This is a genomic window from Bacillus sp. TE8-1, assembly GCF_008368855.1.
Lineage (GTDB): Bacteria > Bacillota > Bacilli > Bacillales > Bacillaceae_G > Bacillus_A > Bacillus_A cereus.
Genome location: NZ_QPET01000015.1, coordinates 197,845 through 211,756 on the forward strand (window position 1 = coordinate 197,845; position 13,912 = coordinate 211,756).

Here is a 13,912-nt window from a genome sequence, read left to right on the forward strand (position 1 = left end):
ATTTACTTAGAATAATATGATTTAACCAAAGCATGAAAAGATTTAATACATAAAACATCTAAATGTTTTTATTTGTTATAATATTAAGAATTATAAAAATATATTCAGGATCTTATATTATTTTTTTACTCTATTCCTCTTTTTATGACTTCTTTATAGACATTTATTGTTTCTTTAGCCATTCTTATAGATGAAAATTCAGATAAAGCCTTATCATATGCATTTTCAGTAAGATAAACACTTTCTTTATTATTCTCTATAAAATACTGAATTTTACTGACCAAATCAGCAACATTTTCCGACTCGAACAATAACCCGGTTTTATTATGTTCTATGATATCTACAATACCACCAACTTTTGAAGCAATAATCGGTAAACGTAGCACATTCGCTTCAACTATCGAAAGACCAAATGGCTCCTCTACACTCGGAACAATCATTAAATCTGATTTAAGCATGGATTCTTTAACATTTTCAGGAAGAACCGGACCAACGAATTTACATCTATCTTTAAGGTTTTGTTCTGAAATCATTCTTTCAATTTTATCTTTGTATTCTGGATCAATAAATGGGCCAACTATTTCTAAAGAAAATTGTATATTGCAATCCAATTTGCCTAAAGCTTCTATTAATATATGTAAACCTTTTGTAGGATAAACGCGACCAACAAAGAGGATTTTCAGGATATCCCCATTTTTATTGTTAACCCTTGTAACTGTTGTCTTCATTTTATCAATATCAATACCATGCATTACTTTAAACAACTTATTTTTATCTATCTTATATTTTAGAGCACGATTATAATAAAATGAGCTTGGAGTAATTAAACCCTCCAAATTTAGTCTTTCGAATACTAATTTTGTCCTACCTTTTCCAAATGTTTTTTCCTGCGGAGCACTTTCATGTATAGTGGCTACAAGAGGCACTTTTAAATGATCAGAAATAATTCTGCCTAAGATACTCGCTTCAATACTATTAGCATGAATTATATCAATCTCTTTTGATTCCAACTCAGTCATGTCATCCAACAATGAAAATTGCATCTCTCTCCACGTAACTGTTATTGGTGAAATTATTCGTTCAACATTTGCAGAAACCTTTAAGTATTCAATACCTGAATTATTATCTTCAGGCGGGTTTTCAGTAACACAGATAACATGACAACCACATTTAACTAGTCCAGTCATTAAATCAGATATATAACTTTCAGCCCCTCCGGGATATGGCCTTACATTAGGTGCTAAAACAAGTACTGTTTTCACTTTAGACTCCTTTTCTTATCCATTATTCTTAAAGATTCTTTATAAGAATTTATCGATCCACACTCAAAATGTTTTCCTTTTACTACCTTAGCAATCTTTTTCTCCAAAGTAATTAATCCCTGTGTTAGATCAATCTCATTCTTCATATTTTTATCAAGCTGTTCCAGTACACTGATAAATTCATTCTTTAGTACATACCGACCGATAATCCCATGAAATACTTCACTATCTGGCATAAAAGATGGTTTTTCAATGATTTCTTCTATAAAATAATGGTTACTGGATTTGTCTGTATTAATAGTAACTCCATACCTATCAATTTCATTTTTATTAATTAAATCAACCATAATTATATAACTGTTATATTTTTCCGATAATTCTATCATATCAAGGATATTAGGACTTTCTTCCTGAACATAAACATCAGGGAAAATTACTACAAAATCTTCGTCCTTAATTATTTCTTTTGCTGCCAAGATTGCTCCACCTGATCCATTTGCTTCTTCTTGAATCACAAAACTAATTTCAACTTCATTATTGAGTATCTTATTAAATAAGAAATCAGGATGAGCTTCATTAGAATTTTTTATTTCTTCGAAATATTCTTTAATTGATAACTTATCTTTTTTTATAACAATAATAATTTCGTTGATTTTTGATTTAACACACTCTACTACAGCATGATAAATTAATGGTTTATTATTGATTTCCATCATTTCTTTCGGACTTAAATGTGTCAGAGGCCTCATTCTAGTACCATTCCCTGATGAAGGTATTATTGCTTTCATATAATTTATCCTTTCACTATGACCTGAATCCAAGATGGCAGGCTACCCCATTGTAAGTTATAGGTTTATATGTAAAAATGTATATAATAACACCTTTCTAACGTCCCTCGGTACAAGTTCCTATGCAGGAATATACCTTGTTGCTAACAAAACCTGAGAGCCAGCTATTGAAATTGTTTAATTAGATGCAGGCAGTATAAGCAGAACACTTTGCCTCTATTATTAAATAAAATGCATCATGGATTCAGGTATGAACTGAATCTTAGTTAGACACCAGTTGTTATCCGGAAATAAGATTAAGAAGAGATGTAACTGTATCATCCCTCTTTTTTTCATATGGGCTAAATAATATTGCTTTCGCGCCTGCCTTTTTTGCGCTATTATAATCATTTCTAATTGAATCACCTATGTGCAAACATCTTGATATATCCACGTTTATTTGGTTAGCTGAATATTCATAAATTCTATGATCAGGTTTATGAATTCCTACAATCCAGGAATCAATTATTTTATCTACTTTCTCTACCCCTTCAAAATTATTAACAGAGCATACTTTTAATTTAAGCAATAATTTAGCAGCAGAACCATTATCAGTATTTGATACAATTACAATTTTTTTATTCTTACTTCTCAGGTATTGTAATACCTTTTTAGTTTCATGTAATTTTCTAGGTACCCACTCACTAAACAAGATAATATTTTGAAGCTCCTTTTCATTACCGCTGATTTTTTCAGGTGGGATCCCAGATTCAATCGCAAATTGATAAACAAATTTATTATTATCATCACCAGGTCCTAATCCTGCACCAATATCACATCCAGTGGGATATAGAGCCTTATCAATCTTCTCTTCTTTAAGGTCCAAATCTGGGAAAAGGTTCTGTATTCTTGTAAAGTCAGGCTTCAATAATACACCACCAGCATCTAAAAAAACTGCATCAATTTCATCTATCATATTTTCACCTTCCTTTTTCCTCACAGAACCATTGGTATGTCTTTTTTATACCCTCATTAAAACTTATAGTTGGACTCCAGCCAATTTCCTGTTTAATTTTATCAATATTCAGAGATACTCTCTGTACCTCTCCAGGTAAAATGCTACCGTATTCTAATTTTGTATTCTTATTACTTATATCAGATATAGTATTAAATACTTCTTGCACTGAAGTTTCAATGCCTGTTCCTAAATTCAACAAACCTGATCCCTTTTTTAAAGCCTTAACAAACCCTTTTGCAGCATCTGTGACGTACAAATAGTCCCGAGTTACAGAGCCATCTCCATTTATTATGCAGGTTTCATCATTAAGAATTTTATTCGTAAATATTGCAATTACACCGGATTCACTATAAGGATTCTGTCTTGGTCCATAAATATTACCCAAAGCTAAAGCACAATAGTCAAGACCAAAATGTTCTTTATATAAATCTAGATAATGTATTGCTGTTAATTTGGTCAAACCATAAAATGAACATGCTTGTAATGGTAAATCTTCTGTAATGGGTAATTGTAAATCGACTACATCACCGTAAATTGTCCCGCCACTTGTAGCAAATACAACTTTTCTGCAACCAACTTTTCTAGATGCCTCAAGAACATTAACTAAACCATATAGGTTTGATTTAACATCTAATAGGGGATTCTGCTGGGATACAGCAACACTAGGTTGAGCCGCAAGATGAATTACGTAATCCGGCTGAATTTCCATAATAAAATTAGCAATTGCATATTCACTAATGTCCGCACAAATAATCTTTTTAATTCCTTTAAATGCCTTGATATTTTCCATCTCACCTGTTGAAAAATCATCCGCCACAAAAACTTCATAATTTTCTTTTAACAACTCTGAAACTACGTGTGAACCAATGAAACCTGCACCACCAGTAACTAATACTTTCAAATTCAACACCCCTTTATAAATCCAATCGTTTCTAGTGTTCCTATTAGATCTTCATACCCTCTTGAAACTTGAAATTGATCAAATATTTCAATGGGTTCTGAAGCTATTATTGAAGAGAGAATAATTGCTGCCGATCCTCTTATATCAGGACATTTCTTTGTAACACCGCCTGGTAAATACCTCCTATAATCTCCCTCAATTTCTGCGATGGCAACTGGTCGATTATTAATAGTTGAATTTAACAATTTTACGTTATCGAAATTTTCCTCATTAAAATAATATTCAATAAATTGAAATCTTTTTAAAAACACATCGTCAGTTATTTTGCTTTTACCACTGCTTTTCGTTGAGAGTATGAGCAAAGCAAAAGTTACCCAATCACTACTAAACTTAGGTTCAGAACCTGCATCTAAAGAAACAGCTTTAAGTGGTATGTTTTGATTTTTCCAACTCACCTCAATACTTGTTCCATTATCAATTACCTCTAGATTTAGCTTCCTCATAAAATTCACGAATTCTGGAATGCGAATATCAGTTTTAGAATATATCTTAAATTTAACTTCAGCTAAAATTGCTGCAGTTAATATAGTCACAGCATATACCCTATCAGAAGTGCATTCATGAAAAACTTGATTTATACTTATCGCGTTGCTAATTTGTATGTTTGGTAAATCTCCAATAACAGAAATTCCTAATTTTTTCATGCAGGAAATTTGATCAAAACATGATGGTTCTACAGAACAGTTATACAGTTCGCTTTTTCCAGGTACCAGACTGGAACATGCTAATGCTATGACAGTTCCTGTCATTGTAGGATATTGAAATTTTATTTTAGTAGCTTTCTTTTCTCTCCAAGAAAGTATTATTTTATTGTTTGTTTCACTATAGTCAACTCCAAAATCACGTAAAATTGAGTAATACCAATCCGTAGGTCTTCTACCAATATCGCAACCTGTAGGCACTCCCATAATAACCACTTTCTCCGCTCGATTTAATAAAGCAGGGAATAAGCAAAATATATTTCGTGATTGTGATAGCTGATCGTTACTTATCACTACTTCCTTTGGAAAAAGAGGACCTTTCAAATCTAATGTATATTCATCTATGTTAAAATTTACTGTTTCAAAAATATTTTTTAAAACTTCAAAAATCACTTTTGAATCGATTATATTGGGGACATTTTCAAAAAAACATTCTTCGGCTAACGCTCCGCATGCTATCGAATGCGCAAAAGAATGCTTTCCACCAGGTAATTCGAAACTATGTCCATTTATATCACTTGTCTTAGATAATTTCATAATCATATACACGCTTCCAAGAGATATTTTGCTTTAAAATAGCCATTTTCAGCTACTATGTCTATTAAGTATTTTTCAATTGGGAATCTTGCTAATTTTTCGAGATTTTTGTTTCTCATTTCACTAGTAAACTCGTCATTAGCACCGAATACATTTTTCATATTTTGATTTTTTCCGTAATTATAACCAGCGCCTTTTGAAAGAGATAATTTTTTGCGATCACTAAATCCTTCTGGGAGTAATAATTCCCCTATATCCCTTAAAGGTATTTTATTCCTTGTTTCTGATACACAATCATTGTAGAAATAATTTAATGAAAATGAAACAAGCCTTCTATCTAAAAAGGGAACTCGACATTCTAAACCATAAGCCATAGACATCCTATCCAGTCGACGACAGTTGGTTCTATGTAAATCAAGTATTCTTCTTTCTCTTTCTTTCTCTTTTTTGTTTGCGTCTAGAATATTGAAATCTTCATAACCAAAGAATAATTCATCAGCACCTTCCCCTGTTAATATTACTTTATGTCCATCTTCACGGATTTTTTTAAACAGAACATCCATAGGTGCTGAATGATTAATAACCTGCCACTCCCAGGTTTCAACTATTTCTACAATTTTGGGTATTTTATTCCGTAATACATCACTACTATCTGCATTAACTTCAACTAGTGGTATATTTAACTCGTTGCACAGCTTTCTTGCATAAGGGAGATCTGGTGATTCATCAGTGCAAAGAGTATATGCAGTAATATTATCATGTACTTTTTTAGCAAGTGATAAAATAATAGAACTATCCAATCCTCCTGAAAGCAAAACAGCGTAGGGTTCTTGAGGGACTCGTATTTCAACAGCACTGATTAATATATCCATTAAATTATCATTGTTTGAACTGGCATTTAAGTTCCACCATTTTTTTGATATAATTTTTCGCTTGTCTAAGGAGTATCTGTTTATTGTACCAGGTAAAACTGTAAATATTTCTTCACAAGTGATATTTTTAAAACCCTTAATCTCACTTGATAATAATAATTTCCCATCAACTATTGTATAGTACAAAGGTTTTATACCCAAATGATCTCTTACAAAAACAATTTCATTAGATTCCATATCCAAATAAATAAAGGCACCCTCCCAGTTTATCTCTTGGAGAACAAAATCCACTCCATATTTTTCAATAAACTCCACCAAAAAATGGGTATCTCCACTTTTTAATTTAATCAACCAGTCAAGGTTATATTTGATACATAATTCCTCAAAATTGAATATTTGAGCATTCATTACCAAAGCAATATTTTCACTTGAAGATACAGCAGGCTGCCTGTTAGCACCAGGATAAACAATTGGTAGTCTATTTGTACCGAGACATGTTCCAAAACCACTAAAAAGATCTATCTCCGCAAGCGTTCCAGGTCGTCCACGATGTTCAACTTGTTTCAATATTTGTTTTAACATATCAACATTAACAGTAAAATCAATATCAACTACTCCAGCAATACCACACATAAAAAACCTCCAATTTATTCGCATTTATGCGGTTTGTTATTATTTAGCTTACGCTTTAATAGATGTAGGAATATAGACTGAAAATCTTCTGCTATTCCATAATCTTTATCTCCAAAGATTATAGTTTCATCAGAAATATCGCATAAGGTCGATTTTTCTGAAACTATCGAGACAACATTCATAGAATGCTCCTTGGCTTTCCGAGCGGCATTAACTAAATTTTTAGACTCACCACTTACACTTAACAACAGCAAAACATCACCTTTATTTCCGTACTCCAACTGTCTTGAAAAAACATTTTCATAACCATAGTCATTAGCAATAGCAGTTATTCTTACTATTGAATCGCAAAGAGAAACAACACTCGGTTTCTCTTGCATTTTATTAATTAATAACTCATTAGAAAGATCAGCATAAAAGTGATTTGCCATGGCTGCACTACCACCGTTACCTGCAACATATAGTGTTTTACCTTCTTTGAATGCTTCATATATTAATAGACATACTAGCTCAATATCATTAATTGGAGCTAAATCTACTTGATTGACCAAATCAGTAAAATAAGTCATAGAGTTTAACATTACATTTTGCTTCATTTAAATCAACCTCGTTATCTATAATTGAACAGGCATATTGATTAAGCAATAAATCCAAAATTTATATAATTTCAAACTTAATCACTCAACATTTGCGCCACACCCGTTACCTTCTCTGGGAACAAGGAGAGATGTTCTATTAAGTTATGCTACTATTTTCATCATCTTATGAAGAAAGTAGTATTAATAAGTAACTTTTGCTTTTTAATAGTGTGCTCTAACAACAATTTAAACACTTCTACTTCTTTTGTCTTTAATACATAATCCAATTCAATAGACATGCCCTCTCTCAATTATATCCATTCCTTTTTTACTCATTTACTACAAGGCTATAAAAAAAGGAATGGATCATATGTACTAAATTATTAAAATCTAACTGACTACTCATATTATGATTAAATTGAAAGTCATCTTCTAAACAAAGCTTATTATTACTTAACTTCATTTTAGAAACTGATATCTTTTCGCTCTCATCCATACTTACTTGCAATGCGATAGAATCATCATCTGTTAGTAAGCGTTTTAAGCGATATTTATCAATAGGCCTCTCAGAAGAAAGTCTTACTACCGTCGATATTCCATTTTTAAGTAAAGATTCTATTTCATGGAACATCGCGATTAATGTAATATTCAAATCATCCTCATTAGTAACTTGATTGCCAATTAGGTAATCTTCATCAGTTACATATTGAAAATCTATATTTTCCGCTAATTCCTTACATACTAATTCTGATATACCTCGTAATACAATTAGTTTCGCTTTTTGTGGCTTACTATGATTTGAATAAATTTCTTGTATTGCATAAAACAGGTCATGTGGATACACACACTTATTTAAGAAATTAGTCTTTGGACCAGTAACCATATATGGGACAAAACATCGATTATGTGACCCTACTTTTTTTTGATCACCAGAAGGCTGTAAACGAAAACTTGGCGAATCAGTAAAATTTGGTGTGAAATTTTTTAAGGCTCTTAGCCCTTTCGCTCCATTTCCTTCTTGATAAACTGCTGTATCGAATCTTTTTATCCCTGGGCCATTTCCCCATTGAATTCCTTCTCGAAAAGCATTAAATGGAACCTTATTTTCTTCAAAATAAGTAATGCCACCAGTTCCATGGTCACTAGTTAATATTATCGTATAGTCATCAGAGTTTTCCTTTTCAAGAATATGATGTATCAATCTATTTACTTCTAACAACTCACCTATTGCGTAATATGCATTGTTATTGTGAGCCGCATGGTCCACTCTTCCTGACTCAATTAAACAAAACCAAGGATCTCTACTTTCATCTAAATTCTTAATAACCTGTATACCCAATTCACTCAACCGTGGCTCCGGGGCTTTGGTCGCTGAACGTTCAGAATGAAATCTAAAGACTCCATGATGTAATAGCCATAGATTTCTATATGACCAATCTATTTTAATATTTTCACTATATTGATCCTCAAATAACAACTTATACTCGGGGCGATTTGTAAGTTCCTGAATTATATTTCTTCCATCATTACGCACTCCTCTTTGCATTGTTACTGGATCAAAAGTATTTTTATCAAAAAAGGCACGACGACCACCACCTACCAATAAATCCCATGGAGCCTTATCTAAAACTGCTGCTATATTAGTCTCCATTTCAGTATTATTTGTAAACGATAAATCTGTCTTTTCTTTATAATTTTGATACTCATCAGGCCACAGAAACATTCCAATAGTACTATCAGTTAAAGGACAATTTGTAACAGCCGCTACTTTTACACCCTGCTCCTTTAATCTACAGAATAAATTTTGATTGAGATTATTTCTTTTGGTAAATACATGCGGATACGTTCCAACGCTAAACATAGTAGCCACATCGGCTGAAGATATTTTCACTTGACGATTTGATGCCGGATCAAGAAATGATTTATGAGCAAACCGCTCCCAAATATCAAAATATTCAATACTTTCCGGATAAAAATCTCGTAATCCCGTTCTCTTTAATATTGAAAGATCAACGGATTGAGGCAACTTCATGAGTTCAAATGACATTCCATCAACCAAAATCATTATAATTTTTTTTTGTTTCATTGAAGCCACCTTCCTGATATATAACTATTACTTAATATCTTTCATGTTACTTACTTATTAAGTTAACATACTACCTTTGTATCCAATCAATTGTATTTATGACTATATAATCTACCTCTGTAGCTGTATAATGTTTCCCTCGCTTATCTTTCATAGTAATGCCTATAAAATGTCCAAATTGATTATAATCTCTTTCTAGATCCTGCGAAATTAGTAATGTATCTTGAAGATTACTATTATTTAAAATCTCTTTATTAAATGTCTTTATTTGTTCTAGAATTGAATACGAAATTCTTTCAGCAAATGGTACCCACCCCATTTTAGCTATCCATTCCTTCACATCTTCAATTTTCTTTGATTCCAATCTATTCATTAACTCCCTAAACTCAATATCCCCCATATCACGCCATTGGAGTTCAATATCTTTAGGAAAATTAGGTGTTATTAAAAGGAGAGGATCACCAATAAAAACTATATTCCCAAAATCCATTTCCCTTTTTAATGATAAAGCAACTAAAGCACCTGCACCTTTTGCTACAATATGAATTTTTTTGGGATTATAATTGGACTTTATATATGTAATAACCTGTAGGGCATCTTTTGTCATGGATTTTAAGTTTACTTCATTAAAGTCTCCTTCACTATCACCACTACCAGAATAATCAAACATTATACTATTTACTGATTTTAGTTTTTTCCCAATCGTAGAAAAAAGATAACTCCTTTCATCTTTGGAGCAGCCATATCCAGGTAGAAAAATACAAAACTCAGAATAATCCTTATCATCTTTTAATCTTAATACAGACATCAAACGATGTTTTTCACTTAAGATATAAGTTTGAATTACTTCCATATATTATTCATCTCCTTTTAAAAATTGGAGGAAGAATTGCAAAATCTGTTGAAATAATTCATCTATCCATTTTTCAGAGCTATACAAGTGATCTGCATGTTGAATATTGTGCACCAATAAATTAGAATTTATAAGTTTCTTAAACTCTCTTTTAGATGTACGTACATATGGATCACCTTCTCCAAAAATACTTAAAATCGGCAATCTGGAAACCGCTTTCATTATTGAATCTATATAATACAGACCTTCATTTCCAAAATATCTCGGATGGAGCCACACACCATTATCATCACTAGGCATTATTTTTCCATATAATTTACTTCTTTTTAGAACCATATCCAATTTTGATGTATTTTGATTACTAATTTTCCAATCACTATTAAAGAATTGTGGGCTTACAATAGCTAAAGCATTTACATTATCAATCTGTGAGCAAACATCTAATACCACTCGACAACCGTCTGAAATTCCGATTAAGCCCAGTTTTGTAAAATGAAACTGTTTATAAAGTTGATTAATAATTTCTTTAACCTGATCTACCCGATCATTTAAAGTCCATTCATGAAAGTACCCGTCGCTAACTCCAGACCCCAAAAAATCAAAACGAAAAGACATAATACCTAAACGAGCAAATTCCCGTGCTAACTTAACTGTTATCCGATTATCCTCTACACGATTGCCATTATAACCATGACAAAAAATCACACATGGAATATCCGTCTTATTCTTAACATTAGATGGTTCGGTAACAATCCCCAATATCTTATTTGAAAAATATTTTATAATTAGACCAGACTCTTTAAATTCCAATATCTTTTATCCTCCCTCATTTATAATGGAGATATTTTATTTGCAAGAGAGGTACTTACTCCATTAATCCATAAAGCCTCAGCGTTACCATATTTCTTCTCGAAGTCTTGTAGACTGATTTTCCCTTCAGCTAAATCACCATAGTTAGTAATTGATGAGTTGTTATTATATTTTAAAGATAAATACTCCCTACTAGCCTTAATTCCAATGTCATAGAAATTTGCAGGCCTTGGATGATTAAGATGATAATTTATCGCTCTTGGTTCATGTGCAAACTGATAACCTTGAGAATATAAACGATAACCTAATTCTATATTTTCAAATCCCCATGATTTAAACTCTTCATCAAATCCATGTAGTTCTATAAGACGACGAGAAACTGACATATTCCCACTAAATGTTGAAACCCAAGGAATACCAGAATCAGTATTTCCATCTTTTGAATATATATTGAGAACTAATTTAGTATACGAAGACAACCTACCTAATCTAGATTTATTTCCATTAACAATCTCCCAAATTAATGTATTTCTTTCAAGAATAGAATTCAAATAGATTTCCTTTGGCATACCAATTATAATGTCAAACCCTGCTAAGTATTTATTAACATGGCTATCTACAAAATTTTTATTAGGTATGCGATCTGCATCACAAAATATAACAATTTCACCGTCTCCCGCTTGTACACCTGCATTTCTAGATTTGGATCTACCTGATTTTTCTAAATTAATAATACATAAATTCCATCCTTTTTCTATAAATAGTTGTGCTTTCTCTAAAATTAAACTATCTATATCCTCATCTGAACCATCATTTACTACAAAGACCGATAAATCATTTTTAGTTTCTTGATTTAGAAAACCAGCAAGTACATAAGCAAGAGATGAACGTTGATTATAAACAGGGATTACAATATCGACTTTCATAGTATTTCACCTCATTGTTAATTAATTTGTTATTTACGTATTCCTTCAATTAATTCATCTATTTTAGATATCGATTCAAATTTTTCCGCAAGAAGATATTCATCAGATATTTCTATATCAAATTCTTGCTCTAATTCAACTACAAGTTCAATAAACTTAAGAGAATCAATATGTAGTTCATCTAAAATTGAGTCTTTTAACCTTAATTCATTAATTTTCTTATTTCCTTCTTCTTCAAAAGCCTTTAATACACTTCGAATTCTCTGTTCATTTGTCATAACTTAACACCCCTAATTTTTTTCTAATTAATTTTCCTGTTTCTGATCTTTTAACTTTTTCTACAATATTTATCTTGGAAGGCACTTTATATGATGAAAGGTCCTGTCGACATATTTTTTTTATAACATCACAATCCAATTTAGATTTTTCTTCCAACTCACAATCTATAGCTACATTCTCACCATATAAATTATCCTTTATCCCATATGCTACTACATCCTTTACCCCAGGGATTGACATTATAAATTCTTCAACTTCTTCTGAATAGACAGTAAATCCACCAACAATTATTTTATTCGAGTCACGTCCAATAACTGTTAAATTATCACCCTTAATAAATCCTATATCTCCAGTCCTAAGCCACCCTTTACTTAATACCTCAGCTGTAGCTAATTTATTTAAATAATAGCCCTTGAAAATTGCTGGACTACTGACCATTATTTCACCAGCTTCACCTTCTTTACAATTTTCACCATCTTCCCTAGCAATTTTAATCTTTACTCCTCTTAGAGGAGTACCAGAAGTACCAAAATCGCTTTTTACTCCAGGACGACAGCAAGTAACCCTAGGACCAGCCTCTGTTAAACCATAGGCTCTTAATACTTCGGTATTTGGCATCTTTAGAGCTAATTGCTGTATATCTTTGTTAGTAATCGGACCGCCTGCACAAATAATATACCTTAGACTCTCAATATTCTTACAGAAAGGTCTATTTATTAACAATTGCAATTGGGTGGCTACCAAACCCGTAGTATTTACGTTGAAACTCTCAACAACTTGATAAAAATCGCCTACTGTAAATGGGGACGAAAGAAAAATAATTTGTCCTCCAATCAATAATTGCGACAAAAATTGAGTTGTATGACCAAAACTAGAAGTTACTGGTGTGGTTATTAAAGCTATATTATCCGATGTTATATTTAAATGTAAATTATGTGCCATTGCATTTTCATATAGTGCTTCATGAGATAATTTTATAATCTTAGGTATAGAAGTTGAGCCTGAAGTCTGAAGTAAAATTGGGATTTCTTTATAAGTCATTTTTTGTCCAGATTTTGAGTAATTCCAATCTATTTCTTTAATATTTTCTATTGAAACAAATTTATTAGACTCATTTAAAAAATCTGGTCGATCAGTTAATATAAAATCACATCTAGCTTTAGAAATTAACTGCTCCACCTCATACTTTGTAGCATTATTTGAAATTAAAACAACTGTACTTTCACTCATTAAAACCGCTAAGTATGACTTTGAAAAACTTAGAGGGTCCTTAAAACAAATCCCAATATGTTTCTGTGTCCCGATATATCTTGTTATTTTTTGTGCAGAATTAAGTAATTCTCCATACGTCAACTCCGACTTTTTACTTACAATAGCTACTTTAGCTTCAAATTCTATACAAGATTCAACTAGATAGTCTTTTATATGTTTCATTAACAATTCCTCCTAAAAAATGTTTCATTGTTAACTAAACTAGATAAAAAATTTGTTCTGATGTATTTTCATTATATTTTCAACTCAAATACACATAGTTAATTTTATTAATATAACTAAAGATATATAGTATTACTTTTTAAAAACACTTTATACTAACCTCCTTTCCAAATTACTTTTACATTTCACATAAAC

General features: G+C 31.5%; 13 protein-coding genes. All 13 read right to left on the minus strand.

Annotated features, from left to right (window positions below; all coding sequences use genetic code 11):
• Positions 1-125: 125 nt before the first annotated feature.
• The 13 genes from DN404_RS16740 to DN404_RS16800 all read right to left on the minus strand — a co-directional run bounded on the left by DN404_RS16740 (position 126) and on the right by DN404_RS16800 (position 13,717).
• Positions 126-1,262, minus strand: coding sequence for a glycosyltransferase family 4 protein (locus tag DN404_RS16740; protein ID WP_086409846.1), 1,137 nt, complete (start codon positions 1,260-1,262; stop codon positions 126-128).
• Positions 1,259-2,050, minus strand: a complete 792-nt coding sequence (locus DN404_RS16745) for a sugar phosphate nucleotidyltransferase (RefSeq protein WP_149215256.1) — start codon at positions 2,048-2,050, stop codon at positions 1,259-1,261. Before DN404_RS16745 ends, DN404_RS16740 begins: the two co-directional genes overlap by 4 nt.
• A 280-nt stretch (positions 2,051-2,330) precedes the next feature.
• A complete protein-coding gene (locus tag DN404_RS16750) occupies positions 2,331-3,005 on the minus strand; it encodes an HAD family hydrolase (RefSeq protein WP_086409848.1) in 675 nt (224 codons plus the stop codon).
• 4 nt (positions 3,006-3,009) lie between these two features.
• Positions 3,010-3,948: a GDP-mannose 4,6-dehydratase gene (locus tag DN404_RS16755; protein WP_179951863.1), complete on the minus strand. Its 939-nt coding sequence runs from the start codon at positions 3,946-3,948 to the stop codon at positions 3,010-3,012.
• A 2-nt stretch (positions 3,949-3,950) separates the two neighbouring features.
• Positions 3,951-5,252 (minus strand): hypothetical protein, encoded by a 1,302-nt coding sequence (locus tag DN404_RS16760; RefSeq protein WP_149215257.1) that lies wholly within the window; start codon positions 5,250-5,252, stop codon positions 3,951-3,953.
• Positions 5,249-6,751 (minus strand): asparagine synthetase B family protein, encoded by a 1,503-nt coding sequence (locus DN404_RS16765; protein WP_179951864.1) that lies wholly within the window; start codon positions 6,749-6,751, stop codon positions 5,249-5,251. Before DN404_RS16765 ends, DN404_RS16760 begins: the two co-directional genes overlap by 4 nt.
• A 14-nt stretch (positions 6,752-6,765) precedes the next feature.
• The gene (locus DN404_RS16770) at positions 6,766-7,347 is read right to left on the minus strand and encodes a D-sedoheptulose-7-phosphate isomerase (protein WP_149215258.1); all 582 of its coding nucleotides are present in this window, start codon (positions 7,345-7,347) and stop codon (positions 6,766-6,768) included.
• 310 nt (positions 7,348-7,657) lie between these two features.
• Entirely contained in the window at positions 7,658-9,415 is a 1,758-nt protein-coding gene (locus DN404_RS16775) for an alkaline phosphatase (RefSeq protein ID WP_086409853.1), read from the minus strand.
• A gap of 70 nt (positions 9,416-9,485) precedes the next feature.
• Positions 9,486-10,268 (minus strand): alpha/beta hydrolase family protein, encoded by a 783-nt coding sequence (locus DN404_RS16780; RefSeq protein ID WP_149215259.1) that lies wholly within the window; start codon positions 10,266-10,268, stop codon positions 9,486-9,488.
• Between the two features lie 3 nt (positions 10,269-10,271).
• A complete protein-coding gene (locus DN404_RS16785) occupies positions 10,272-11,078 on the minus strand; it encodes an alpha/beta hydrolase (RefSeq protein ID WP_179951865.1) in 807 nt (268 codons plus the stop codon).
• Between the two features lie 20 nt (positions 11,079-11,098).
• Positions 11,099-12,004, minus strand: coding sequence for a glycosyltransferase (locus DN404_RS16790; RefSeq protein WP_086409856.1), 906 nt, complete (start codon positions 12,002-12,004; stop codon positions 11,099-11,101).
• 29 nt (positions 12,005-12,033) lie between these two features.
• On the minus strand, positions 12,034-12,282 hold the full coding sequence (locus tag DN404_RS16795) for an acyl carrier protein (protein WP_086409857.1): 249 nt from the start codon (positions 12,280-12,282) through the stop codon (positions 12,034-12,036).
• A complete protein-coding gene (locus DN404_RS16800) occupies positions 12,272-13,717 on the minus strand; it encodes a class I adenylate-forming enzyme family protein (RefSeq protein ID WP_149215260.1) in 1,446 nt (481 codons plus the stop codon). The genes DN404_RS16795 and DN404_RS16800 overlap by 11 nt, the downstream gene beginning before the upstream one ends.
• Between the last annotated feature and the right edge of the window lie 195 nt (positions 13,718-13,912).